General features: G+C 34.2%; 25 protein-coding genes. 12 read left to right on the top strand and 13 right to left on the bottom strand.

What is annotated here, in order from left to right; genetic code table 11:
- Positions 1-5 precede the first annotated feature (5 nt).
- The 5 genes from DNC80_RS00330 (at position 6) to DNC80_RS00310 (ending at position 4,789) form a co-directional block, all read left to right on the top strand.
- Entirely contained in the window at positions 6-1,493 is a 1,488-nt protein-coding gene (locus DNC80_RS00330; protein ID WP_182648253.1) for a cryptochrome/deoxyribodipyrimidine photo-lyase family protein, read from the top strand.
- 32 nt (positions 1,494-1,525) lie between these two features.
- A complete protein-coding gene (locus DNC80_RS00325; protein ID WP_370628655.1) occupies positions 1,526-1,810 on the top strand; it encodes a TIGR03643 family protein in 285 nt (94 codons plus the stop codon).
- A 49-nt stretch (positions 1,811-1,859) separates the two neighbouring features.
- A complete protein-coding gene (locus DNC80_RS00320) occupies positions 1,860-2,543 on the top strand; it encodes an SDR family NAD(P)-dependent oxidoreductase (RefSeq protein ID WP_182648252.1) in 684 nt (227 codons plus the stop codon).
- A 107-nt stretch (positions 2,544-2,650) separates the two neighbouring features.
- Entirely contained in the window at positions 2,651-3,262 is a 612-nt protein-coding gene (gene folE / locus DNC80_RS00315) for a GTP cyclohydrolase I FolE (RefSeq protein ID WP_255493137.1), read from the top strand.
- A gap of 108 nt (positions 3,263-3,370) precedes the next feature.
- Positions 3,371-4,789 (top strand): SDR family oxidoreductase, encoded by a 1,419-nt coding sequence (locus tag DNC80_RS00310; protein ID WP_182648249.1) that lies wholly within the window; start codon positions 3,371-3,373, stop codon positions 4,787-4,789.
- A gap of 63 nt (positions 4,790-4,852) precedes the next feature.
- Here the strand turns inward: DNC80_RS00310 and DNC80_RS00305 are convergent, their stop codons facing one another.
- The 7 genes from DNC80_RS00305 to DNC80_RS00275 form a co-directional block, all read right to left on the bottom strand.
- Positions 4,853-6,148, bottom strand: coding sequence for a deoxyribodipyrimidine photo-lyase (locus DNC80_RS00305; RefSeq protein ID WP_182648247.1), 1,296 nt, complete (start codon positions 6,146-6,148; stop codon positions 4,853-4,855).
- Positions 6,148-6,609, bottom strand: coding sequence for an SRPBCC family protein (locus tag DNC80_RS00300; protein WP_182648245.1), 462 nt, complete (start codon positions 6,607-6,609; stop codon positions 6,148-6,150). The genes DNC80_RS00305 and DNC80_RS00300 overlap by 1 nt, the downstream gene beginning before the upstream one ends.
- 164 nt (positions 6,610-6,773) lie before the next feature.
- Positions 6,774-7,214 carry a sterol desaturase family protein gene (locus DNC80_RS00295; protein WP_144888901.1) on the bottom strand — a complete coding sequence of 147 codons (441 nt, stop codon included), beginning with the start codon at positions 7,212-7,214 and terminating at the stop codon, positions 6,774-6,776.
- Positions 7,215-7,258: 44 nt separating this feature from the next.
- On the bottom strand, positions 7,259-8,098 hold the full coding sequence (locus DNC80_RS00290; protein ID WP_182648244.1) for a phytoene/squalene synthase family protein: 840 nt from the start codon (positions 8,096-8,098) through the stop codon (positions 7,259-7,261).
- 1 nt (position 8,099) lies between these two features.
- The gene (locus DNC80_RS00285; protein WP_182648242.1) at positions 8,100-9,575 is read right to left on the bottom strand and encodes an NAD(P)/FAD-dependent oxidoreductase; all 1,476 of its coding nucleotides are present in this window, start codon (positions 9,573-9,575) and stop codon (positions 8,100-8,102) included.
- 36 nt (positions 9,576-9,611) lie between these two features.
- Positions 9,612-10,508, bottom strand: coding sequence for a MerR family transcriptional regulator (locus DNC80_RS00280; RefSeq protein ID WP_182648240.1), 897 nt, complete (start codon positions 10,506-10,508; stop codon positions 9,612-9,614).
- Positions 10,509-10,595: 87 nt separating this feature from the next.
- Positions 10,596-11,540: an ion channel gene (locus DNC80_RS00275; RefSeq protein ID WP_182648237.1), complete on the bottom strand. Its 945-nt coding sequence runs from the start codon at positions 11,538-11,540 to the stop codon at positions 10,596-10,598.
- A gap of 200 nt (positions 11,541-11,740) precedes the next feature.
- On the opposite strand from DNC80_RS00275, the gene DNC80_RS00270 reads away from it, so the two are divergent.
- From DNC80_RS00270 to DNC80_RS00260, 3 genes are all read left to right on the top strand, one after another.
- On the top strand, positions 11,741-12,634 hold the full coding sequence (locus DNC80_RS00270; RefSeq protein WP_182648235.1) for a dienelactone hydrolase family protein: 894 nt from the start codon (positions 11,741-11,743) through the stop codon (positions 12,632-12,634).
- 133 nt (positions 12,635-12,767) lie between these two features.
- Entirely contained in the window at positions 12,768-14,057 is a 1,290-nt protein-coding gene (locus DNC80_RS00265; RefSeq protein ID WP_182648233.1) for an amidohydrolase family protein, read from the top strand.
- Positions 14,058-14,216: 159 nt separating this feature from the next.
- Entirely contained in the window at positions 14,217-14,825 is a 609-nt protein-coding gene (locus DNC80_RS00260; RefSeq protein WP_182648231.1) for a YkgJ family cysteine cluster protein, read from the top strand.
- A 66-nt stretch (positions 14,826-14,891) separates the two neighbouring features.
- Here the strand turns inward: DNC80_RS00260 and carB are convergent, their stop codons facing one another.
- Positions 14,892-17,744, bottom strand: coding sequence for a carbamoyl-phosphate synthase large subunit (carB, locus tag DNC80_RS00255; protein ID WP_182648229.1), 2,853 nt, complete (start codon positions 17,742-17,744; stop codon positions 14,892-14,894).
- A 151-nt stretch (positions 17,745-17,895) separates the two neighbouring features.
- The gene (gene rpmH / locus DNC80_RS00250; protein ID WP_008464848.1) at positions 17,896-18,057 is read right to left on the bottom strand and encodes a 50S ribosomal protein L34; all 162 of its coding nucleotides are present in this window, start codon (positions 18,055-18,057) and stop codon (positions 17,896-17,898) included.
- 163 nt (positions 18,058-18,220) lie between these two features.
- On the opposite strand from rpmH, the gene DNC80_RS00245 reads away from it, so the two are divergent.
- Positions 18,221-18,736: a hypothetical protein gene (locus DNC80_RS00245; RefSeq protein WP_086453558.1), complete on the top strand. Its 516-nt coding sequence runs from the start codon at positions 18,221-18,223 to the stop codon at positions 18,734-18,736.
- Positions 18,737-18,887: 151 nt separating this feature from the next.
- Entirely contained in the window at positions 18,888-19,580 is a 693-nt protein-coding gene (locus tag DNC80_RS00240; protein WP_182648220.1) for a thioredoxin family protein, read from the top strand.
- A gap of 22 nt (positions 19,581-19,602) precedes the next feature.
- On the opposite strand, the gene DNC80_RS00235 is transcribed toward DNC80_RS00240, so the two are convergent.
- Positions 19,603-20,271, bottom strand: a complete 669-nt coding sequence (locus DNC80_RS00235; protein WP_182648218.1) for an alpha/beta hydrolase — start codon at positions 20,269-20,271, stop codon at positions 19,603-19,605.
- A gap of 114 nt (positions 20,272-20,385) precedes the next feature.
- Between DNC80_RS00235 and DNC80_RS00230 the strand changes: the two genes are divergently transcribed.
- Together DNC80_RS00230 and DNC80_RS15940 are read left to right on the top strand one after the other, a co-directional pair.
- Positions 20,386-21,105, top strand: coding sequence for a pirin family protein (locus DNC80_RS00230; RefSeq protein WP_182648216.1), 720 nt, complete (start codon positions 20,386-20,388; stop codon positions 21,103-21,105).
- Between the two features lie 19 nt (positions 21,106-21,124).
- Positions 21,125-21,403 (top strand): GNAT family N-acetyltransferase, encoded by a 279-nt coding sequence (locus tag DNC80_RS15940; protein ID WP_370628657.1) that lies wholly within the window; start codon positions 21,125-21,127, stop codon positions 21,401-21,403.
- Positions 21,404-21,461: 58 nt separating this feature from the next.
- Here the strand turns inward: DNC80_RS15940 and DNC80_RS00225 are convergent, their stop codons facing one another.
- From DNC80_RS00225 to DNC80_RS00215, 3 genes are all read right to left on the bottom strand, one after another.
- Positions 21,462-23,096 carry an ABC-F family ATP-binding cassette domain-containing protein gene (locus DNC80_RS00225; RefSeq protein ID WP_182648213.1) on the bottom strand — a complete coding sequence of 545 codons (1,635 nt, stop codon included), beginning with the start codon at positions 23,094-23,096 and terminating at the stop codon, positions 21,462-21,464.
- Between the two features lie 225 nt (positions 23,097-23,321).
- Complete coding sequence (locus DNC80_RS00220; RefSeq protein ID WP_182648211.1) at positions 23,322-24,497, bottom strand: GlmU family protein; 1,176 nt, start codon at positions 24,495-24,497, stop codon at positions 23,322-23,324.
- Positions 24,498-24,643: 146 nt separating this feature from the next.
- A complete protein-coding gene (locus DNC80_RS00215) occupies positions 24,644-24,895 on the bottom strand; it encodes a type B 50S ribosomal protein L31 (protein WP_086455156.1) in 252 nt (83 codons plus the stop codon).
- Positions 24,896-24,959 lie beyond the last annotated feature (64 nt).

The following is a 24,959-nucleotide window of genomic DNA, read 5'->3' as shown; positions in this document are numbered from 1 at the left end:
TATAAATGAATACCAATAAAAAAAATATCAATATAGTCTGGTTGAAAAGAGACCTTCGTTTGCAAGATAACGAAGCTATTTTCAATGCAACAAAAACGGGAATACCTACTTTGTTGTTATATGTATTTGAAAAATCATTAGAAAATGATACTCATTACAGTACAAGACATTGGAATTTTATCAAACAATCTATAGTAGATTTAAACAAGCAATTAGAAAAATCTAACACAAAAATATTAGCAGTTTCATCAGAGGTGATTCAAGTATTCAATTTTCTTGAAGAAAATTACAAAATAATAACCGTCTATTCACACCAAGAAACAGGAATTAAAATAACCTATGAACGAGATAAAACGTTCAAGAGATATTGTAAAAACAACTTTATTCAATGGCAAGAAAATATCAATAATGGTATTTTTAGAGCTTTAAAGAATCGTTCCAACTGGGTACAAGACTGGGAGCAGTATATGAATTCACCGTTACTACATTTTGATTTTGATCCGAATAAATACATCTCAGCTGAGGAGATTAACGAAATAGAAAAAACATTAGAAAAACAGAATCTAGAAACCGTACCAGACACCATTTTTCAAAAAGGAGGTACCTCAATGGGGCGTAAATATCTAGAAACCTTTTTTACTGAACGGTATTTCAACTACAGTTCGCATATTTCTAAACCGTTATTGGCTAGAAAAAGCTGTAGTAGACTTTCTCCTTATATTGCTTGGGGAAATTTATCCACTCGCGAAGTTTTGCAAAAAGCAGCTACTTTTAGATTAAATTGTAGTGATCCCAAACAAATTGACTCCTTTGTTTCTAGGCTAACATGGCAGGCCCATTTTATTCAAAAATTTGAAATGGAGGAAATCATGGAGTTTGAGAGTGTAAATAAAGGCTTTCATTCTTTACAAAAAAAGGTGAATTTGAACTATATAGAAGCGTGGAAAACAGGTAACACTGGATTCCCACTTATTGATGCCTGCATGAGATGTTTAAATGAAACTGGATATCTAAATTTTAGAATGCGTGCTATGTTAGTGTCCTTTTTTACACATAATTTATGGCAACCATGGCAGGAAGCTACCCATCATTTATCCCAAATGTTTTTGGACTTTGAGCCGGGAATTCATTTTCCGCAATTGCAAATGCAAGCTGGAGAAACAGGTATAAACATGCTTCGAATTTATAATCCTATAAAAAACAGTTATGAACACGATCCAGAGGGAGAGTTTATACGAAAATGGGTTCCTGAGTTGCAAAATATTCCGCGTAGCTTTATCCATGAACCTTATAAAATGACCTATTTAGACCAAAAATTTAATGATTTTGAAGTTGGTGTAGATTATCCAAAACCAATTGTCAATATGGAAAGGACTAGAAAATTTGCGAGTGATTTTTTATGGAAAATGAAAAAAAATCCGCTTGTAAAAGAAGAAAGTTCCCGTATTTTAAAATTACATACTATGGCCGATATAGGCGAAAGTGAATCCTAGACTAAAAAAGATAATAACAAAAATATTCTATCGTGACTGTAAAAAAAGAACTTACTGATTTAGAAAAAGACCGAGTTATAGAAATGGCTTGGGAAGACCGAACAACATTTGATGCTATTTTATTGCAATTTGGACTCAAAGAACAAGAAGTAATTGACTTGATGCGCACCGAAATGAAACCCTCAAGTTTTAAAATGTGGCGTGAGCGAGTTCAAGGTAGAAAAACGAAGCATGAAAAACTAAGAGATTTTAGAGAAGGACGATTTAAATGCACCATGCAAAGACAAATCAACAACAATAAGATTTCAAAACGATAATTTACATACAACTACAAAAATAAATTTTAATAACTGATTGATATTACACATGAAAAACATAGTAATCATTGGGGGAAGCAAAGGTATTGGTAGTGCTATACTATTACAACAATTAGAAAGCAATATCGTGTACAACATAAGTAGAAACGAGCCTGAAATAACTCACCCCAACTTGAGACACTTTTCAATAAATGTCCTACAAGATACTTTACCAGAAATAGAAAACGTAGACACTTTAATTTACTGTCCGGGTTCTATAAATCTTAAACCAATAGGAAGTTTAAGTATTGACGATTTCAGAAATGATTTTGAAATAAACGTCATTGGGGCTGTAAAGGCAATACAAAAATACCTTCCTGCATTAAGGAAAGGAACTAATCCATCTATAGTGTTGTTTAGTACAGTAGCTGTAAAATTAGGAATGCCATTTCATGCGAGTATTGCAACGGCCAAAGCAGGTATTGAAGGGCTTGTTAAATCATTGGGAGCTGAATTAGCATCTGTGATTAGAATCAATGCTATTGCCCCTACAATTACCGAAACGACTTTAGCAGCGGGAATATTAAGAAACGATCGAATGAAAGAAAACATGGTAGAGCGCCACCCGATGAAAGGGTATTTAAAGCCCGAAGAAGTTGCGAATATGGCTAACTTCTTGATTTCAGAGAACGCTAAATCTATTTCAGGTCAAATTTTCGAAATGGACTACGGAATAGTTTCATTTAAAATATAACACATTCCAACTATATTTTGAATTGTAATTATTATTCAATACTAATTCAAAAAAACAGAAGGTAATACAATAAAATAGACACACTTATAATTTACACAAAGCATACCATGATAAAAGAAATGAAAAGTTACGAAAAAATAGAACAATACGATACCGAGATTACAGAAGCTTTGGCAGATAATTATAAGGTTATAATTGAAAATTTAGGTGAAGATGTGACTCGTGAAGGACTTGAAAAAACACCAGAACGCGTTGCAAAAGCAATGCAATATTTAACACATGGATATGGTTTAGATCCTTTAGAAATCCTAAAATCAGCTATGTTTACTGAAGATCACCAGCAAATGATTGTTGTAAAAGATATTGAAGTGTACTCCATGTGTGAGCATCACATGCTTCCGTTTTTTGGTAAAGCTCATGTTGCTTATATTCCAAACGGAAAAATTGTAGGTTTGAGTAAAATACCTAGAGTTGTAGATGCGTTTGCTCGAAGAATGCAAGTACAAGAACGATTGACAGACCAAATAAAAAATTGTATTCAAGAGGCCTTAAATCCGCTTGGAGTTGCCGTAGTGATTGAAGCACAACACATGTGTATGCAAATGCGTGGAATTCAAAAACAAAATTCTGTAACAACTACTTCTTCGTTTACCGGTGCATTTGAAAAAGACAAAACCAGAAAAGAGTTTATCAGTTTGATATCTAATAAGCTAAGTTAATTGTATCTTTAGATAAAAATTACAATCCTACCATAAATTCACAAAAGGAAATTACAAGATTTAAATATTGCGTAGTTTCCTTTTTTTGTTAACCTAATTTATAAAGCCATGAAAATTCTCTTAACTGGTGCCACAGGATACATAGGAAAAAGACTTTTACCCTTATTAGTAGAACAAGGTCATGAAGTAATATGTTGTGTACGAGATAAGAATAGGTTTTATTGCCCTATTGAATTTCAAAGTAAAATTACAGTAATTGAAGTTGATTTTTTAGACGAACTCTCGGTTCAAAATATTCCTAATGCCATAGATGTAGCGTATTATTTGATACACTCTATGTCAGGATCTGCCACAAACTATGATGAATTAGAAAGTTTATCAGCAAGAAACTTTGTTTCTAAGTTAAACCAAACTAGCGTGCAGCAAGTAATTTATTTAAGTGGTATTGTAAACGACCAAACCTTGTCAAAACACCTTTCTTCCCGAAAAAAAGTAGAAGATATTTTGACCACCGGAACATTTGCTACCACTACCCTACGCGCTGGAATTATAGTAGGATCTGGTAGTGCCTCATTTGATATTATCAGGGATTTAGTCAATAAACTACCTGTAATGATCACCCCAAAATGGCTCAACACAAGATGTCAACCCATAGCTATCACAGATGTGTTGGATATTTTAATGAGATCCTTATTGAATCCAAAAACGTTTGATCAAAGTTTTGATATTGGTGGGCCTGATATTTTAACATATAAAGAGATGCTTTTAGGTTTTGCTGCAGCCAAAAATTTAAAAAGATGGATTTTCACAGTACCTGTTATGACTCCTAAGCTTTCCTCCTACTGGTTGTATTTTGTAACTTCTACATCCTACAGATTGGCATCGGCATTGGTGAGTAGTATGAAAGTTGAAGTGGTGTGCAATGACAATAGAATTAATGACATTGTGCAAGTAAAACCTATGACGTACCAACAGGCATTAAAACGAGCTTTGATAAAAGTGGACGAAGATAAAGTAGCTTCTAGCTGGAAAGATTCTATGATTAGCGGGCGTTTCAACACCAATCTTTCTAATTATTTAAAAGTACCCAAAAAAGACTGCTTTATTGATCGTAGAAAAATGGAAATCATTGACCGAGAATTTACCATAAGTAGAATTTGGTCCATAGGAGGCGAAACCGGTTGGTATTACGGAGATTGGCTCTGGGATTTACGAGGTTTTATTGATAAATTATATGGTGGTGTAGGTTCCAGACGTGGACGAACCAACAGACATGACATACATGCTGGTGATGCTCTTGATTTTTGGAGGGTTTTGTATGCCAATAAACAAGAGGGAAAACTTATCTTATTTGCCGAAATGAAACTCCCAGGTGAAGCTTGGCTCGAGTTTAAAATAATTGGAAATACCTTATATCAATCGGCAACTTTTAGACCTGATGGAATATGGGGTAAATTGTATTGGTACAGCGTTGTTCCTTTTCATGGATTTATATTCAAAGGAATGCTTCAAAAATTAATTTACTAATTCTGTCAAAAATAAAAAACAATACGCGCTTAAAAACTATAAACACGTATTGTAATATGTAAACTATTTTAAAATTCCTGCTTTATACGTAGCAATAGCTCTATCTCTAGCCATAGCGTGCTCTACCATAGGTTTTCCGTATCCTAAATCAAATTCCTTAATCCATTTTCTAATGTAAGATCCTTTTTCATCAAACTTTTTTTGTTGAATATCTGGATTAAAAACTCTAAAATATGGCGCTGCATCACAACCAGTTCCAGCAGCCCATTGCCAGTTGCCTACATTTGCAGACATGTCATAGTCTAATAATTTTTGTGCAAAATAGGCCTCGCCCCATTGCCATTCAATTAATAAATGCTTGCACAAGAAACTAGCCACAACCATACGGACTCTATTGTGCATGTAGCCGGTTTCATTAAGCTGACGCATCCCCGCATCAACCATAGGATAACCTGTTTTCCCTTCGCACCATCGTTTAAAATCGGCTTCATCATTGCGCCATTCTATTCCGTCGTAAGCCGCTTTAAAATTACGATTCGCTACCTTGGGAAAATTAAAAAGAATTTGCATAAAGAATTCTCTCCAAATCAATTCGCTTAAAAAAACATCATTTTTATGAAAAGCCCAATTGACTAATTTACGCACACTAACTGTCCCAAAACGCAAATGAGGAGATAGATAAGAGGTTTTATCCATAGCTGGAAAATCTCTTGTATCCTGATAATTTGATATAAACTTGAGATTGTGAGGCTTAACTGTGATCACGCTTTTTTCAAAACCTATTTCTTCCAGTGTAGGCATTGCATAGGTATTCTTGTGAAAATTAGCGTATAATGATTCCGTATCATACTCCACAACAGGCGCCATCGTTTTGTATTTTTCTAACCATTTGTTTTTAAAGGGTGTGTATACGGTATAAGGCAACCCATCAGCTTTTGTGATTTCTTTTTCTTCGAAAATTACTTGGTCTTTAAAAGCTTGTGCTTTTACATTACTTTGTGCCAACAACTCACAAATGGCAGCATCACGCTCTAGTGCATACGGCTCATAATCTTTGTTATAAAAAACATTTTGAATATCGTATTCTTCTAAAAGCGATTTCCAAACAACATGAGTTTGTCCTTTTTTTACAAGAAGTGAGCTCCCTATTTGAACTAGTGTATCTTGAATGGCACTTAATGATTCATGTATAAAATTGACCCTTGCATCATTTACTGGCAGTTTATCCAGTATGGCATCATCAAAAATAAACAAAGGAATTACAACTTTGCTTGACTGTAAGGCCTGAAATAAACCTGCATTATCGTCTAGTCTTAAATCCCGTCTAAACCAAAAGAGAGATACTTGTTGCTTACTCATTATTTCGAATTAAAAATTTCATCAACCTTTGTTACACGGTATTCAAAAATTGATTTTAATTTATTTTTCACTACTAATGCGTTCATGATGCGACCTAAAATCCCTAATGGCAAGCCATAATGTACCACATCAGTCATTTTTGTTCCTGTAGGTGTTTCTTCAAAAAAATGTTTGTGGTGCCAAAAGCTGTAAGGTCCAAAACGCTGCTCGTCTATGAAATAGCTATTTTCTTTAACTTGAGTTATGAGGGTCATCCAAGATAATGTAATACCAAAAAGTGGTGTTACTCTATATTGTATAACTTGTCCGGCATACATTGATTTTTGATCAAAATCAGTGATTTGAAAACCCATTCCTTCGGGTGTAATTTTTTGAAGGTTTTTTGGGTTCGAAAAAAAAGCCCAACATTCAGCAACAGATGCATTGACATGCTGAACGGTTTCTTGTTTGTATATTTTCATAATGGCTTTGTAAAAGAAATTGGTGTTTTTGTGCGCGTGAGGGATAATAGTGGAGCTCTTTTTTTGGGGTTGACTTTTTTTGTCAAGCCAAAAAAAAGCGGGAACGGATAGCCCGACCCCGCTGTAACGCTAGTGGAAGCGAGGTCACGCCCCAACGATTTTTATTAAATTTTGTAGTATTTGAAGGGTACAAACAGCATCCCAAAACACTCTCCGTGTTCTTTACCTAAATGCTTGTGGTGTACTTTGTGTGCTTTGCGCAAACCTATTAAATACTTATTATTTGTGTGTTTGAACCACTTAAAACGCTGATGAATAAGAACATCGTGAATTAAGAAATAGCACAAACCATAAAACATAATGCCTAGACCTATGAAAAATCTATAATTCAATCCGCCTTCAACTCCGTAGTAAAAAAGAGCTATGCTTGGCGCTGCAAAAATCACAAAAAAGATGTCGTTTCTCTCAAAGATGTTTGCGTATTTTGGCTGATGATGATCTGCATGAAAATACCACATGGAACCGTGCATTACATACTTATGGGTACACCAAGTAATCCCCTCCATGGTTAAAAAAGTACCAAGAAAAATCAAAAAAAATATCATTATATTATGTATTTAAGTGTAACAATTTTTATTAATGCTGAAAATTATACTAGTTTTAATTTATATGACACAAAAGATTTGGCTAGTAAACCTGCTTTGGTGTAATTAGAAACCCTAATACGAGCGCTACCGATTTCGTGATACGGCGTATTTTCAAGTTTTTTTAATAATTTTTTGTAATAAACAAATGCGGTGTAAACACCAAACTTAGCTTCGATTGGCAATTTCACAATCCCTTCGTAAGCCACTCTAAAATCTTCTTCTATTTCGTTGATGATTTGTGTTTTTGCTTTTTCATCAAATGAATTTAGATCTACGCCTGGGAAATAATTTCTGTTAAGGACAAGATTATCATCTTTTAAATCACGTAAAAAATTGACTTTCTGGAAAGCCGAACCTAGTCTCATGGCTTCGTCTTTAAGTTGCTCGTAACGTTTATCATCACCCGCTACAAAAACTTTGAGGCACATAAGTCCTACTACGTCAGCAGAACCGTATATGTAAGCATCATACTCTTCTTTACTGTGATAATCAGATTTGATTAAATCTAGTTTCATGCTTCGTAAAAATGCTTGAACAAGATCATCGCTAATGTTGTATTGCTTAACCGTTTGTTGAAAAGAATTCAAAATAGGATTTAAACTGATTCCTCTTTTTAAGGCTTTGTAATACTCATCTTCAAACTCTGTAATCAACTCTTCTTTATCATAGCCATGAAATGTATCCACAATTTCATCTGCAAAACGCACAAAACCATAAATGCTATAAATGGCGTCTCTTATGCTTGGTGATAACATGTATACCGCTAATGAAAAAGAGGTACTGTAATTTTTAGTAACTAACTTGCTACATTTAAAAGACACATCGTCAAATAATTCTTTCATACTATTGCTCTGAAAATTGCTTATTAATTAATTCTGACACTAATTTTCCAGAAATTAATGCCGGAGGAACCCCAGGACCAGGAACCGTTAATTGACCTGTGAAATATAAATTCTTAACCTTTTTACTTTTTAACTTCGGTCTCAAAAACGCTGTTTGCAAGAGTGTATTTGCCATGCCGTACGCATTTCCTTTGTATGAATTATACTCTGAAACAAAATCATTTTTACAAAAAGACTCTTTAAAAATAATACTTTCTCTAACATTTTGCTGTGTTAGGGTTTCAAAACGCTTGATGATTATTTCAAAATATTCTTCTCTTAAAGCCTCAGTATCATTTATCCCTGGTGCTAAAGGTACAAGAAAAAATCCAGACTCCATACCTTCAGGTGCAGCAGTTGCATCTGTTACAGATGGGAAATTTGCATAAAACAAAGGCTCTTTCGGCCATTGAGGTTCATCATAAATATCCTTAGCATGCTGATAAAAATCAACATCAAAAAACAAAGCATGGTGTGCTATGTTTTCTAATTTTTTATTAAATCCTACATAAAACAATAATGATGATGGAGCAAAAACTTTACTGTCCCAATATTTCTCTGAATACGCTCGGTATTTTTGATCTAATAATGTTTCTGTGTGGTGGTAATCAGCACCACTCAAAATTAAATCAGATGCCACGCGCTCTCCATTTATTTGAAGTGCAACTGCAGTTCCATTTTCAACAATTATTTTGTCAACTCCCGCATTGGTAACAAATTGTACTCCTTGTTCTTTTGCAAGATTTACCATGGCTCTCACCACATCAAACATTCCAGTTTTTGGGTGCCAAGTGCCCAATCCGAAATCAGCAAAGTTCATGAAACTGTAAAAAGAAGGCGTATCCGATGGTTTTGCACCAAGGAATAAAACAGGAAACTCTAAAATCTGAATTAATCGTTCATTTTTAAATTGCTTGCGTACATCTCTACTGATGTTACTAAAAAATTCTCCTACTTTTAATGCCGTTTCGGTGGTAATTAATTCTAAAGCCGAAACTCCTGGACGATAGACTAAATCTTTTATAGCGATATCATAGTTGCTTTTGGCACGTCCCATAAATTTTTGCAGCTTTGAACCACTACCCTTTTCGATGGACTCGAAAGTAGCAACAATTTCATCTAAATTATCAGCAATAGTAATAAAATCATTGATTCCGTAGTACACTCTGTAGGCTGGTGCTAGTTTAATCAACTCATAATAATCAGTAGTTTTTTTACCAAAATCAGCAAAAAATCGCTCAAATACATCAGGCATCCAGTACCAACTTGGCCCCATGTCAAATGTAAAACCGTCTATTTTAAGTTGTCTGGCTCTACCACCTAATGAATCATTTTTTTCATAAACTGTCACATTATGACCACTTTGAGCTAAATAGGAAGCTGCAGCCAAAGCAGAGAAGCCTGATCCTATTATTGTAATTTTTTTTATATCTTTCATTTGTCTAGCAAATATACAAATTGTTTAAACAAAATATTAAATCCAATCAATTAATTCTGAGATAGAATTAAAAATTGTTATTTGCTCTGGAAGTTCGTCCTTTTTTATAAACTCAACCATGCGACCAATATACCATAATTCTGTGGTGTCATCTAATAATTCTTCTGACATCTTCTGAATATAATTATCCAGAATATCTCGTTCTGGCTGAACCGTCATGTAAGACACATAAACAATAGAGTTAAAGTGTTTTTTTAAGTCTTTTAGGTTTTCAATAGGCATACTTTCACCCAGATAAATCGTTTTGTATCCGTGTAATAACACTTCATAGTTTAAGTACATCAAACCTAGTTCATGAATCTCGTTCATAGGTAAAGACAAAACAAAAACTTTATCATTCTTGGTTTGCTTCAAAACTTGAAGTTTCTCTGTATTAATTAGTAATTTTTGTTTGATTAAATAACTAATAAAATGCTCGTGAGCAGGTGTAATGGTATCGGATTGCCACAAAAGTCCTAATTCATTCATCAATGGAATAAAAACTTGATGAAAAATCTCTTTAAATGATTTCTCAGCTATTAACCAATTGTATGTGTTAAAAAACAACTCTTGATCAAAGTTCATCATAGCCATCTTAAACTCACTGATGGCGTGACTTTTTGCAGTTTTACTCGAAATTATTTCACGTACAAGCGACGGAATTTTTTCCTGAGGATAGGTTGCAATTTTTGATATCTTGTACCCATAATCATGGAGCAAGGTTATGTTTAAAAGTTTTTGTAAACTAGCCAAATCATACAAACGAATGTTAGTATCTGTACGCATGGGCTGAAGAATATCGTAACGTTTCTCCCAAATTCGTATCGTGTGAGCTTTGATCCCCGAAAGGTTTTCAAGATCCTTGATACTGAATACATTTTTTACATTGTTCATCGTTTTTCAATATTTATTGAACAAATGTAAAATAAATTTTATTATAAATGGTACTAAATACACCAAAACAAGTAAAAACAGTTGTATTTACTTCAAACTCACCCGTTTTATTGTATTCAAAAGGTCTAAATGCAGAATTGTCTTAGAATTATCTTCATTTCTAGTGTACATAGGTTCAAATTTAGCCCCATAAATTAATTCGTTAAATGTATATGATGTTCTTGTGGCAACTGTATTGCTAAACATGTCGTCAAAGGCGGTTAAGAATACAATAATTTCTCCATTGGTAGATTTGAAATCTTCTTCGGTAAAACCATATAGTGGACTGCTCTCTGTAATAGGATGAACGAGTGTCCAGCTTAAAGTGAGTACATTTATTCTTTCTAATTCTAGGTCTAATGCAAAAAATTTATTGATATAAACCTCATTTTCTTTTATGCTCATTCTAATGGTGACCTTAGCAAAAGCATCAGTAAGATTAGTGTTTTTAAAAGGGGTTACTCGCATCATCAAACCCGTACCCTCTCTATACGGTGCAATGATAGCATTATGAGAAAATTTCAAAAAAGCAGTTGGTTTACTAAAACGTCCAAAAAACAAACCTGTAGCAATGGCAAAACTCAGCAAACCAATTAATGCCTCGGCTGCAGCTAATAAACTACTCAAAAAACCCACAGGACTAATGTGACCATACCCTACAGTGGTAAAGGTTTGAGCACTAAAAAAATAAGCTTGACCAAATTTTCCCCAATCAGATCCTTTAACATCAATACCGTTTAAGTGTTCGATCCCAATTGCATAATATAAAAGTGCAAAAACAAGATTTATTCCAATATAGAATAACAAAAGTATAGAAAGAAACCGCCAACGTGGCATATCAATCATGGTGTGGTACCAACTGATTCTATTTAAGATAAACATTCCTCTTTTTTCAACATTGGCACTTCCATCCTTGTTGATAAAACGGCCACCGTAATTATTGGCATTCGTACCAAAACCCGTATTTTGTTGTGATTCTCCTTTTGGATTCATAGCTTTTAGTTATAAAATGACAAAAAATACCATTTGAATGGCCTCCTTAAATGTTTGATTGAAACAACAAAAATATAAATATAAAAACAAGTAAGTTTATACAGAGTATAAAAACGTTTTAAATCTCATAATATAATACCATTTTCAAAAGTAATTCGTTCCCACTTTTTTTATAATTTAGTACCAACTAAAAAGAAACTATGAAAAAAATAACCAAAGAAGATATCAGTCAAGAAGTATTTGACTTATATGACGATTATGCGCACAACAAAATTGACCGTCGCGGATTTGTAGAAAAACTATCTTTATTTGCTGTTGGTACCTTAACGCTTCCGTCATTATTGAGCTTTATGTCCCCTAATTATGTAGACTCAATTTTGATACAACCCGAAGATCCTAGAATAAAATCTGGATTTATTACTTACAATTCGGACAAAGGCGGTGGGCCAATAAAAGGACTTTTATCTCAACCTACACGAACAAAAAAGAAATTACCCGGAATTATTGTAGTACATGAAAATCGAGGTCTTAATCCGTACATTGAAGATGTAGGCCGTAGAGGAGCAGTTGAAGGATTTATTACGCTAGCGCCAGATGCTTTATCTCCATTAGGTGGCTATCCTGGTAATGACGATGCGGGACGCGAACTTCAAAAAAAACGTACGCGCGAAGAAATGCTCGAAGATTTTATTGCTGCTTACCATTTTTTAAAATCGCACAAAGATTGCAACGGACATATAGGAGTTGTTGGGTTTTGTTTTGGAGGTTGGATTGCGAATATGATGGCCGTAAAAATACCCGAACTTGGTGCCGCAGTACCTTATTATGGAGGTCAACCGACAGCAGCTGAAGCCGAAATGATAAAAACCCCAATCCTAGCCCAATACGCTGGCTTAGATACCCGTGTGAACGAAGGTTGGCCTGCTTATGAAAGCATTTTAAAAAAGAACAATGTACAACATGTAGCCTATTTTTACGATGGTGTTAACCATGGTTTTCACAACAATACTACTCCAAGGTACGATGAAAAAGCCGCTACTTTATCTTGGACCAGAACCATTGATTTTTTCAAGAAAGAATTAAAGAAGAAATAATAAAATATGAGATAAAATTCCCAAATTATCTTTGGGAATTTTTGTTTTGGTCTATAAAGATAAGTGCTTAAAATATTCAACTGAACGCATCAATAACTTGAATTCCTAATAAATAAAAAGAATTAAATCAAAAATGAAACTAAAAATACTATCTCTCTTTGCTGTTTTATGGAGTAGTAATGGAATGACGCAAGAATCCAAAGGATTGATCATAAAAGACATTAACATAATAACAATGACCAGTCCAAATGTTACTGAAAGAAAAAGCGTTTTAATTGAAAACGGCAAAATTGTAAAGATTGATGATTACAATAAAATGTCAAAAAAATCAAACCTTGAAGTAATTGAGGGTTACAACAAGTTCTTGATGCCAGGCTTAGCTGAAATGCACAGCCATGTCCCTGCAGAAAAGGATGTAGAGAATTATCTTTTGGAAAATATTGCCGCAGGAGTAACTCAAATTAGGATTATGAATACTAAAACACCGCAACTCCTATTAAAAAGTAAAATTGAAACTGGTTCAAAGATAGTAAGTCCTAAAATACATTACAGTCATATAATAACCCGTGAGGATAAGTATACAGAACCGCAATTTGACAGCTTGATGGTTGCAATAAAAAAGAATAATCTTAATTTCATAAAAGTTTTTAGCATAGCTAATGAAGAAGTTTTTGACAACTTGATGAAATCGGCCAATAGAAATTCTGTTATCGTTTGTGGACACTATCCGAAGGAAGTTGCTCTTGAAAAAGTACTGCAATCTGGCTACAAAAGCATTGAACATCTTGCTGGCTACGAAAAAATTAATGACCAAAGTGCTCTAGCAAATGCTATTCAATTAACAAAAAAATATAGCGTGTACAACTGCCCTACGCTAGATTGGGATATTATGTCAGTAAAACTTAGTTATCCGAATGACTATAAAAATAGACTAGTTTATTTTAATGCTCCTAAAACGTATCTCGAAAAATGGGAAAAAGAATTAAACGATTACGTAACTGCAAAAGGAAATGACCAAATCATACAAGCTGCAGAAAAATACAAACCTCAATTTCAATACAAACAAAAAATTCTAAAACAACTCAATGATAACAAATGCCTTTTGTTACTAGGTAGTGACCCAGCAGGCACCTTTCAAATGAACGGATTCAATATGCACGATGAAATGGTAAATTGGTCAAATGCTGGAATTGATACCTTTACTATTTTAAAATCGGCCACTTCAACACCTGCATCCTTCTTTGGTGAAACCAAAAATTGGGGAACAATCGAACCAGGCAAATCTGCTGATTTAATAATTCTAGATAAAAATCCATTACAAGATATTACAAACATAAAAACAGTTGCAATCACAATCATTGAAGGTAAAGTTTATGTAAAATCAGAACTATTGAAAAAATTAGAATCAAATTCTAAGAATTAAAAAATTGTGTGTTTCAAAATACTTTCCTACGCTTACCAAAAAAACAAACAGCAAGCCAAACAAAAATTACTAAAGCTAGAACCCATTATATAACAACTCACAAGTAAATCCCAATTGTGACTCTACTGGTTTTTAATAGCCTACCTTACCAAGAAACTCATGGCTATAGCGCACAAAGTTCAATTGGTAGAAGCATTATTTGACCGTCTTGAAAAGGAAATTATAGTCTTTCAGGCCCAATCACAATTAAACTGTTGTAGCGGTTGCGGTGCATGTTGCAGCACTCCTGAGATAGAAGCGTCGCCATTAGAGTTTTTGCCTTGGGCACTGCATTTATTTTTGAATGGAGAAGCCGAAAAAACACTGGACACGTTACAACATAAATCCAATACTTATTGTCACTTGTATCAACCTCTAACCTTAGTAGATCGAGCTATGGGGCGTTGCAGCAATTACCGATACCGCGGTTTAATCTGCAGGCTTTTTGGATATGCAGCCACGAGAGACAAATACGGTCAGCTACGATTAGCGACTTGCAAAATCATAAAAGAAGGACAAAACGAACACTACAAAACTACTGAAGAGGCTATCAGCAAAGGACTTTATATTCCTGTTTTTACAGATTATTACATGCAACTCTCCCAGATTGATGCACGCCTAGGAACTACTATGATGCCTATCAATAAAGCATTAAGCACAGCCATTGAAGAGGTCCTACACTATTATGCTTATCGCCCTTTTCCAACAGATTTGGCAAATATTGCTTAATCCAAACATACAGTCCCACAAAAAAAAGCCCCAGTTGGGGCTTTTTTTGTATAAATGTTTTGAGTTTTATTTACTTAAATACATTTTTCTTCTGGAGTACAATTCATAAAACTGATCGTCTTTCAAGTCATCAATAAATAAAATACTTTCCCCTGTTGATTTCATTTCTGGTCCTAAAGCTTTGTTTACATTGTGGAACTTACTAAAAGAAAACACGGGCTGCTTTATGGCAAATCCTTTCAACTGCGGATTAAAATCAAAATCAGTTACTTTATTATGGCCTAACATAACTTTTGTTGCATAGTTCACATACGGTTCTCCATAGGCTTTTGCAATAAATGGCACCGTACGAGAGGCTCTTGGATTTGCTTCTATGATGTACACAATATCATTTTTTATCGCAAACTGAATGTTGATTAATCCAACGGTTTTAAGTGCTAATGCAATTTTTTGAGTGTGATCTTTTATTTGTTGCATCACAAATTCACCTAAGTTGAATGGCGGCAGAGTAGCATTACTGTCGCCAGAGTGCACACCACAAGGCTCAATATGCTCCATAATCCCTATGATGTATACATTTTCACCGTCGCAAATAGCATCTGCTTCCGCTTCAATCGCACCATCTAAATAATGATCTAAAAGTAATTTATTCCCTGGAATGGTTTTCAATAAATTAATTACGTGTTCCTCAAGTTCTTGTTTGTTAATCACAATTTTCATTCCTTGACCACCTAAAACATAAGAAGGACGAATCAATAATGGGAAGTCTAACGTATCTGCTAGAGCAGCAGCTTCATCAGCAGTTTCTGCAATACCAAACTGTGGAAACGGAATAGCTAATTCTGTCAAAAGTTCAGAAAAACGCCCTCTATCTTCGGCTAAATCCAGTGCGTCAAAACTAGTTCCTATGATTTTGATTCCGTATTTAGATAATTTTTCAGCTAATTTCAAAGCCGTTTGCCCCCCTAGCTGAACAATAACTCCTTCTGGTTTTTCGTGTTGAATGATATCATAAATATGCTCCCAAAAAACAGGCTCGAAATACAATTTATCAGCAGTATCAAAGTCAGTTGAAACCGTTTCGGGATTACAGTTGATCATGATGGTTTCGTAACCGCACTCTTTAGCAGCAAGTACTCCGTGTACGCAAGAGTAATCAAATTCTATACCTTGCCCAATTCGATTTGGCCCTGAGCCCAAAACAATAATTTTCTTTTTATCGGTAACAATACTTTCATTGTCTACGTAACGTATACCATCTGCTTTTTCAATTTCAGCTTCAAAAGTAGAATAGTAATACGGTGTTTTTGCTTTGAACTCTGCAGCACAAGTATCTACCAGTTTAAATACACGGTTGATATTTTTAGCGGTACGCAAATCATGAACTTGGCTTTCTAAACAACCTACCATATGGGCAATTTGTCTGTCAGCAAACCCTTTTTGTTTGGCTTCAAGCAATAATTCTCTTGGCAACGTTTCAACTTTAAAAGTAGAAATCTCTTTTTCTAAAGTGTAAAGTTCTTCATATTGCTTCAAGAACCACATGTCAATTTTAGTAATTTCATGAATCCTACTCAACGGAATTCCCATGGCAATAGCATCATAAATCACAAACACTCGATCCCAACTTGCAAAAGTTAGTTTCTCAATAATTTGTTCATAGTTGGTATATCCTTTTCCGTCAGCTCCTAAACCATTTCTTTTGATTTCCAATGATTGAGTGGCTTTATGCAAGGCTTCTTGGAACGAACGTCCAATTCCCATCACCTCCCCTACTGATTTCATTTGAAGCCCTAATGTTCTATCAGCTCCTTCAAACTTATCAAAGTTCCAACGTGGTATTTTTACAATTACATAATCCAAAGTTGGCTCAAACAAAGCCGAAGTTGATCTAGTAATTTGATTTTGCAATTCATCTAAGTTGTAACCCAAGGCCAGTTTAGAGGCGATTTTTGCAATAGGATATCCTGTTGCTTTTGATGCCAAAGCAGAAGAACGAGATACACGAGGATTGATCTCGATAGCTACAATATCTTCTTTATCATCTGGCGAAACAGCAAATTGCACGTTACATCCACCCGCAAAGTTCCCTATGCTACGCATCATCAAAATAGCATAATCACGCATTTTTTGAAACGTTGTATCTGATAAAGTCATTGCTGGGGCAACCGTGATCGAATCTCCAGTGTGAATACCCATTGGATCCATATTTTCAATAGAACAAATGATAACAACATTGTCGTTTTTGTCTCTCAAAAGTTCCAATTCATATTCTTTCCAACCCATCAAAGCTTTGTCAATCAAAACTTCGTGTATTGGAGATGCTTCTAAACCTCTAGTTAAAAGCTCATCAAAATCTTCTTTTTTGTATACAATAGCCGCTCCTGTTCCTCCTAATGTAAACGAAGGACGAATTACCAATGGAAAACCAAATTCTTGTGCAATTTCTTTTCCTCTCAAGTAGGACGTACATATTTCAGCAGGTGCCGATGGTACATTTATTTTTTTAAGCAATTGTTTGAACTGCTCTCTATCCTCAGTAATATTAATGGCATTAACATCTACACCAATTAATTTTACATCAAAATCTTTCCAAATTCCCTTTTCTTCTGCTTCAAGACATAAATTCAAAGCCGTTTGTCCTCCCATCGTTGGTAAAACCGCATCAATTTGAGGATGTGCTTTTAAAATTTCAATGATTGACTTTGTGGTCAATGGCTTCAAATAAACATGATCAGCCATTGAGGGGTCAGTCATAATTGTAGCCGGGTTAGAGTTGATTAAGATGACCTCAATTCCTTCTTCACGAATAGAACGTGCCGATTGTGAACCTGCATAATCAAATTCACAAGCTTGACCAATAACAATAGGACCAGAACCTATTATCAAAACGGATTTTATAGATGTATCTTTTGGCATTTTATGTAGTGTTGTGTAGTTGTTGTTTATAATTATTAAAAGTATCAAAAATAGACACTTAAGTGTAAAATAACCTGTCCTTTTTTAACGACTAGGTATAAAAAAAGGCGATACTAAAAAAAGTAACGCCTTAATTATGTTTATAAAAACATTATTTTTTGTGTCTTGGTTCACTAGAAACAGTCAATTTATGTCTTCCTTTAGCTCTTCTACGCGCAAGAACTTTTCTTCCATTAGCAGAAGCCATTCTGTCCATAAATCCGTGCTTATTTCTTCTTTTTCTTTTCGATGGTTGAAATGTTCTTTTGCTCATTGCTTTGTATCTTTAAAATCTTATTTATATGTCTACTAATTTGAATAATTGTTTATTCGAAAACCGAGTGCAAATATACAAAGACTTTTTTTCCTCACAAGTAGTTTTGCAAAATTATTTTCAATTCATTTTACTATATTTGTAATCTTAAATTAAACATACTATGTTTCACAGAAATATCAAACTTATTATTGCCGGACTTATCGTAGCTACTGGCATTTGGCAATTCACAGAGAGTAATATTGGTAATGGAATTTTTCTTTTACTAATCAGTGTTATCCCCGTATTTTTATACTTTAAAAATGAATTTATCCTTTTAGCATTTCTAAAATTAAGAAAACAAGACTTTGAGGGCGCTAAAAAATGGTTAGCATACATTAAAAATCCAGAAACAGCATTGGTACAAAAACAACAAGGATATTTCAATTACCTACACGGAATTATGCTTTCTCAAACCAATATCAATCAAGCAGAGAAATATTTCAAAAAAGCAATTGAACTTGGTTTATCAATGGATATGGATTTGGCTGTAGCCAAATTAAACCTTGCTGGTGTAGCCATGACGAGACGTCGTAAGTTAGAGGCAACAACATTATTGAACGAGGCTAAAAAGTTAGACAAACAGAACATGCTGAAGGAGCAAATTGTAATGATGAAAGAGCAAATGAAAAAAATGTAACTCTTTTTTTTAATAAATTAATTATGAACCACTTACAATTGTAAGTGGTTTTTTTATACATATTACTGTTTATCGTTTTTTTTAGGCGGTTCAACGATTTATTTAACATTAGTTAAATAATTAACATAAGTTTATAGTAAAACTTGAATTTATGTGGAGAAAAATAAACATTCTGTTTTTTATACTTTTTACCACAGGCAACTATGCACAAGATAGTATTGTCTATTTTTCTGATGCTGTAAAACGCAATATCAAACCTTATCAATCAGCAAGCGCAATTGCTTTTGAAAATAAAGACTTCACAGAGGGCAAGCGGTTATTTGACTCCCTAGTTCAGCACAAACTAAACGGTACTCTATTTGATGATTTTACCATAAAAGGATATAATTCAAAAAAAGTAATACTCCATAAAATAAATAAACCCATTTTATTGGTTACTTATGCCAGCTGGTGCGTGCGTAACAAAGGAGATGCTCCAGCTTTGAATACACTAGCTAATAAATATGGTAATAATTTACAAATAGTCATAGTCTTTTGGGACAAAAAGAAAAATTTAAAGAAAACAGCAAATCAATTTAATTCTAAAATAAAAATTTGCTATGCTAATGAGGCTTATCAAAATGATTTTAAAATAGTAGCCACCTTAAAACACACTTTAGGAATGCCTACCGTATATTACATAGACGAAAATAAAAATGTAGTAACCATCAATCGCATTAAAAATCAAAATAAAATAAAAATTTCTAAGGACGCAGCATTCGCTATGAGTTACTCTCTTTTTGATGACATGATTAACACTACTAACAACAAATTAAGTTTAAACACAACCACCAGAAAATTTTAAGTTGGCTGTTATTCAAAAAGTTTTAAACCTCATAACTATCCGTAATTATAAGTGGTAATTTCTCATTCAACCATTTGTATTTATTTAAAATCATAATGTGAGTACCTCCTTTTACAACAATACATTTTTTTATATTTTTTATAGGAAAAACATCATCTAGATCTCCATGGATGTGAATGACACTTTCATCGATTGTGACTCTATCCCAAAGCACAACTTGCTCTACCGCCCAGGTTAAATAACGAATATCTCGAACCGATAAAAATTTCTCATACAACTTGAGCCTTTGATTTACTTTTTCACCAAAAGAGAATTTAGCTAAACTTTCTATATTCAAAATCAAGTTCATCGGGATTAGTTTATAAGCTTTAGTGGACTTTGCTAACTTTAATCGCACTGGAAACTCAGTATTACTCTTGACACTGGAAATAATAATAACTTTGCTAGCCGCAATATGTTTTGCCATTTCCTGAACTAAAATACCACCGAAAGAAACCCCAATCAAAACTGGATTTTTGTGGGCTATTTTATCTGCAATTCTCTTGGCATACGCTACCAATGTCTCATTATCAAATGGAATTTCCCACTCCAGGTAGTGCATTTCAAAATCAGTCTCAGGAAGTTTTATACGCTCAAAAATAGTTGTACTAGCCGCCAACCCAGGCATAAAATAAACATGTATTTTACTCATAATTGCTTTTAACTTATTTATAACACCTTTCAGCATTATTATACCGAAATTTGTTTAAAATTAATTTTTTTTTAGAAAATACACATACTAACAATCATATATTAATAATAAATTATGACTTCGCAACTTTATAAAGCAAATACAAGAGGTACTGCCGATTTTGGCTGGCTTCAGGCTAATTTTTCTTTTTCGTTTGGCAACTATTTCAATCCAGAGCGTGTACAATTTGGAATGCTACGTGTACTTAATGACGACACGATTGCAGCTGGAGCTGGTTTTGGCACGCATGGTCACGCCAATATGGAAATCATCACTATTCCCCTCGAAGGTGGCTTGATGCACAAAGACAGTATGGGTAACGAAGGTGTTATTCGCTTTGGCGAAGTGCAAGTAATGAGTGCCGGTAGCGGAGTTGAACATTCTGAAATGAATGCCAGCAAAACAGAACGCGCTAAAACGTTACAATTATGGGTTTTTCCGGATACGGAAGAAGTAACGCCGCGATACGACCAAAAATCATTTGACCTAGAACAACACAAAAATACTTTCATAAACGTAGTTTCACCAAAAGACCACAACGATGGCAACGCACTTTGGGTACACCAAAAAACTTTTTTTCATTTGGGTATTTTTGATACCAACACCAGCTACACCTACTCGATTCAGATTCCTAACAACGGAGTTTACTTGTTTTTAATAGAAGGTGAAATTGAAATAAACAACCAAATTCTGACTGCAAGAGATGCAATAGGAATAACCGGAACATCTGCATTTGATATTAAAATTAATAGTACGGCTAAAATACTGTTGATTGAAGTGCCAATGCAGCAGTAACGATCCTAATTTTATGTAAATTAAAGACAATACATTTTCGAGACAATTTGAAACCAATAGCCCACAAGGTTTACTCGCTGTTGAGTATTCTTTTCAGGAAAAGAAAATCTTTCTCACCAAAATTCACAAACCAGAAGGATTTGAAGACGAAGATTTTTTGAATGATTTTTTAAAAAGTATTTTAGAAAACGCCATCGAAAAAAAATGGAAAGTAGTTCCTATTTTACCGCGAATCGTGCAGTTTTTTAAAAAATTCCCACAATACAAAGAATTACTTCCTCCCGGAATTAGACTATAAACAAAAAACGACTGCATTATTCCTGCAGTCGCTTTTTTATAACCTTTAGTGTAAAAAATTATTTCTCAATTTCACGCATGCTTTCCATTTTTTTGTTGGCCAAGAAACCAGTGATATCTTCAAAATGTTCTACCACTCGTTTGTTCCCAAATTCAAAAACCTTTGTTGCTAATCCGTCCAAGAAATCACGATCGTGTGACACTAGAATCAAAGTTCCGTCAAAATCACGCAAAGCATCTTTGATAATGTCTTTGGTTTTCATATCTAAGTGATTCGAAGGCTCATCTAGAATTAATAAATTTACAGGCTCAAGCAACAATTTAATCATCGCAAGACGCGTTTTTTCACCACCTGAAAGTACTTTTACCTTTTTAGTAACATCGTCACCGTGAAACATAAAGGCGCCCAAAATATCTTTTATTTTAGTACGTACATCACCTACGGCAATATCGTCTATGGTTTCAAATATCGTTGCATTTTCATCTAATAACGAAGCTTGATTTTGAGCAAAATACCCAATTTGAGCATTATGACCAATCTCTAAACTACCACCATCAATGCCAATCTCCTTCATAATGGCCTTAATCATAGTCGATTTACCCTCACCATTTTTACCTACAAAAGCTACTTTTTCACCTCTTTCAATAACCAAACTAGCATCTTTAAAAACTACGTGATCACCATACGATTTGGTCAATTCCTTTACAATAACGGGATATTGACCAGAGCGAGCTGCTGGAGGGAATTTTAACTTTAAAGCCGATGTATCTACCTCATCCACTTGAACAATCACCAATTTTTCGAGCATTTTTACACGTGATTGTACGGCATCTGTTTTAGAGAACGTTCCTTTGAAACGGTCAATAAAAGTACGATTATCAGCAATCATGCGTTGTTGTTCATCGTATGCTTTTTGCTGGTGCATACGACGGTCTTTGCGTAACTCTAAGTAATGCGTGTACTTTGCTTTATAATCGTAAATACGTCCCATTGTTACTTCAATAGTACGATTGGTAATATTATCTACAAACGCTCTATCGTGTGAAATTACCACAACCGCCTTGGCTGAATTTATCAAAAAATCCTCTAACCATTGAATACTCTCAATATCCATATGATTGGTAGGCTCATCTAGTAAAATCAAGTCTGGTTTTTTCAAAAGAATTTTAGCTAACTCAATTCGCATTCTCCAACCTCCTGAAAACTCTGATGTTTGCCTTGTGAAATCCTCACGTAAAAAACCCAAACCAGTTAATATTTTTTCAACTTCGGCTTCGTAATTCACTTCTTCAATGGCATAAAACTTCTCGCTTAAGTCTGAAACTCTTTCGATTAATTTCATGTACGCATCACTTTCATAATCAGTACGAATGGTTAACTGGTCGTTGATTTCATCAATCTCAGCTTTCATTGAAAAAATTTCCCCAAAAGCTTTTGAAGCTTCCTCCATAACAGTAGCCCCATCAGTTGTTAACAAATGCTGCGGCAAATAAGCTACTACTGCATCTTTTGGTGCCGAAATATTTCCGGTTGAAGGTTTACTTTGTCCTGCAATAATTTTAAGTAAGGTAGATTTACCCGCGCCATTTTTACCCATCAAGGCAATTTTATCATTTTCATTTATGGCAAAAGAAACATCACTAAAAAGCGTTGTACCACCAAATTGCACTGAAATATCATTTACTGTAATCATTATTTGAGTTTAAAGTTTAATGTTCAAAAGAGTGAAGGATTCAACATTTTATGAAACCGTTTTTTGAAGGTGCAAAGATAGTTTAAATACAGAATTAGACAATTTGCAACTCAGAAAGTTTTGAGTATCCTAAAAACAAAAATGCCATTACTATAAAGAAAGGCCTTAAACAGAATTATCTTTACAGCAATAGCATTCTAAAATACTAGATGATAAAAAACGATCTTATTCTTTTCTCCACTTTTTGGTTTCCTCAAAAACATGCTCTAAAATAGCTGCTTCTCTTTCATCAAATTCTATATTTCTGCGGCTCATGACTAATCGGGCGGTTTCAAAAGCTTTTTTAGTGATGTACGTTGTAAATCCAGCTGCACCACCCCATGAAAAACTTGGCACGAAATTGCGCGGAAAACCACTTCCAAAAACATTAGCACTCACACCTATCACTGTTCCTGTATTAAACATCGTATTGATACCACATTTACTATGATCGCCCATCATCAAACCACAAAACTGCAGTCCCGTTTTAACAAATCCCTCCGTTTCATAGCTCCATAATTTTACTTCCTCATAATTGTTTTTCAAATTTGAGTTGTTACTATCCGCACCTATATTACACCATTCTCCAAGGACTGAATTTCCTAAAAATCCGTCATGTCCTTTATTTGAATAGCCAAATAAAACTGAATTATTAATTTCACCACCTACTTTAGAATATGGTCCAACAGTGGTTGCACCATAAATTTTGCTCGCTAATTTCACCTTCGCATGTTCACATAAGGCAAATGGACCTCTAATCACAGAGCCCTCCATGATTTCTGCATCCTTACCTATATATATAGGACCTGTAGAAGCATTTAAAGTTACAAACTCTAACTTTGCTCCTTCCTCAATAAAAATATTCTCGGGTGCAATGACATTTACACTCTTTGGTATGGGTTGTGATTGTCTGTCTTCGGTTAGAAATTCAAAATCTTCTCTAATAGCAGCATCATTTTTAGCAAAAATATCCCAAGGATTGTGCACAGTCAAACAATCGTCAGTGTATTCAAGTATCTCATAAGTATCAAAATCTACTTCTTCTTGCTCCTCCGTAGTGTAAAAAGCAATTACTTCATCTCCTTTAAAAATAGCTTGATTAGGCTCTAAGTTGCTTACCATCTCTGCCAATACCGCATTAGGAAGGTACGATGCGTTAATCATTACATTGACTTCAAGTTCCACCATTGGATATTTTTCTGATAAATATTCCTCGGTAAGTGTTGTGGTTGTTGACCCTAGATGCAATTCCCATTTTTGTCTAATAGTCATGATACCAATCAAGATGTCAGCAACGGGACGAGTAAATGTAAAAGGCAATAAGGCATTTCTTGAAGGTCCGTCAAAAAGGATGTAATTCATAGTGTGGATTATTTATAAGTATATCGGTGTCAACTTCACCTGCATGTTTGTAATATTGACTTCAAAGTTACAAAGTTTTCAAATAAATAGCATAAAAAAAGCCTTTCATGAAGAAAGGCTTTACTATTATAGAAAACAAGTTAAAATTATTTAACGTGTTTAGCGTATTTAGTTTTGAATTTATCAATACGTCCTGCAGTATCGATAAGTTTAGATTTACCTGTGTAAAAAGGGTGAGATGTTCTAGATATCTCCATTTTTACAACTGGGTATTCAACACCATCAACAGTTATTGTTTCTTTAGTATCTGCAGTAGATTTAGTAATAAAAACTTCTTCATTTGACATGTCTTTGAAGGCTACTAATCTGTAATTTTCTGGGTGAATTCCTTTTTTCATCTTGTAAATCTTTTTTATTTGTTAATTATTAAGTTGCTTTGAAGCTTTTCTTTTTACAGAAAAG

Source organism: Flavobacterium sp. SOK18b (genome assembly GCF_014156605.1).
In the GTDB taxonomy this organism is placed as follows: domain Bacteria; phylum Bacteroidota; class Bacteroidia; order Flavobacteriales; family Flavobacteriaceae; genus Flavobacterium; species Flavobacterium tiangeerense.
The sequence above is the reverse complement of the archived record's forward strand: the minus strand, read 5'-3'. Positions and strand labels throughout refer to the sequence as shown.

What these genes read in the sequence shown, in the direction of transcription:
- DNC80_RS00330 (WP_182648253.1), top strand. Translation starts at nt 6, where the DNA reads ATGAATACCAATAAAAAAAATATCAATATAGTCTGGTTGAAAAGAGAC.
- DNC80_RS00320 (WP_182648252.1), top strand. Translation starts at nt 1,860, where the DNA reads ATGAAAAACATAGTAATCATTGGGGGAAGCAAAGGTATTGGTAGTGCT.
- folE (WP_255493137.1), top strand. Translation starts at nt 2,651, where the DNA reads ATGATAAAAGAAATGAAAAGTTACGAAAAAATAGAACAATACGATACC.
- DNC80_RS00310 (WP_182648249.1), top strand. Translation starts at nt 3,371, where the DNA reads ATGAAAATTCTCTTAACTGGTGCCACAGGATACATAGGAAAAAGACTT.
- DNC80_RS00305 (WP_182648247.1), bottom strand. Translation starts at nt 6,148, where the DNA reads ATGAGTAAGCAACAAGTATCTCTCTTTTGGTTTAGACGGGATTTAAGA.
- DNC80_RS00300 (WP_182648245.1), bottom strand. Translation starts at nt 6,609, where the DNA reads ATGAAAATATACAAACAAGAAACCGTTCAGCATGTCAATGCATCTGTT.
- DNC80_RS00295 (WP_144888901.1), bottom strand. Translation starts at nt 7,214, where the DNA reads ATGATATTTTTTTTGATTTTTCTTGGTACTTTTTTAACCATGGAGGGG.
- DNC80_RS00290 (WP_182648244.1), bottom strand. Translation starts at nt 8,098, where the DNA reads ATGAAAGAATTATTTGACGATGTGTCTTTTAAATGTAGCAAGTTAGTT.
- DNC80_RS00285 (WP_182648242.1), bottom strand. Translation starts at nt 9,575, where the DNA reads ATGAAAGATATAAAAAAAATTACAATAATAGGATCAGGCTTCTCTGCT.
- DNC80_RS00280 (WP_182648240.1), bottom strand. Translation starts at nt 10,508, where the DNA reads ATGAACAATGTAAAAAATGTATTCAGTATCAAGGATCTTGAAAACCTT.
- DNC80_RS00275 (WP_182648237.1), bottom strand. Translation starts at nt 11,540, where the DNA reads ATGAATCCAAAAGGAGAATCACAACAAAATACGGGTTTTGGTACGAAT.
- DNC80_RS00270 (WP_182648235.1), top strand. Translation starts at nt 11,741, where the DNA reads ATGAAAAAAATAACCAAAGAAGATATCAGTCAAGAAGTATTTGACTTA.
- DNC80_RS00265 (WP_182648233.1), top strand. Translation starts at nt 12,768, where the DNA reads ATGAAACTAAAAATACTATCTCTCTTTGCTGTTTTATGGAGTAGTAAT.
- DNC80_RS00260 (WP_182648231.1), top strand. Translation starts at nt 14,217, where the DNA reads ATGGCTATAGCGCACAAAGTTCAATTGGTAGAAGCATTATTTGACCGT.
- carB (WP_182648229.1), bottom strand. Translation starts at nt 17,744, where the DNA reads ATGCCAAAAGATACATCTATAAAATCCGTTTTGATAATAGGTTCTGGT.
- rpmH (WP_008464848.1), bottom strand. Translation starts at nt 18,057, where the DNA reads ATGAGCAAAAGAACATTTCAACCATCGAAAAGAAAAAGAAGAAATAAG.
- DNC80_RS00245 (WP_086453558.1), top strand. Translation starts at nt 18,221, where the DNA reads ATGTTTCACAGAAATATCAAACTTATTATTGCCGGACTTATCGTAGCT.
- DNC80_RS00240 (WP_182648220.1), top strand. Translation starts at nt 18,888, where the DNA reads ATGTGGAGAAAAATAAACATTCTGTTTTTTATACTTTTTACCACAGGC.
- DNC80_RS00235 (WP_182648218.1), bottom strand. Translation starts at nt 20,271, where the DNA reads ATGAGTAAAATACATGTTTATTTTATGCCTGGGTTGGCGGCTAGTACA.
- DNC80_RS00230 (WP_182648216.1), top strand. Translation starts at nt 20,386, where the DNA reads ATGACTTCGCAACTTTATAAAGCAAATACAAGAGGTACTGCCGATTTT.
- DNC80_RS00225 (WP_182648213.1), bottom strand. Translation starts at nt 23,096, where the DNA reads ATGATTACAGTAAATGATATTTCAGTGCAATTTGGTGGTACAACGCTT.
- DNC80_RS00220 (WP_182648211.1), bottom strand. Translation starts at nt 24,497, where the DNA reads ATGAATTACATCCTTTTTGACGGACCTTCAAGAAATGCCTTATTGCCT.
- DNC80_RS00215 (WP_086455156.1), bottom strand. Translation starts at nt 24,895, where the DNA reads ATGAAAAAAGGAATTCACCCAGAAAATTACAGATTAGTAGCCTTCAAA.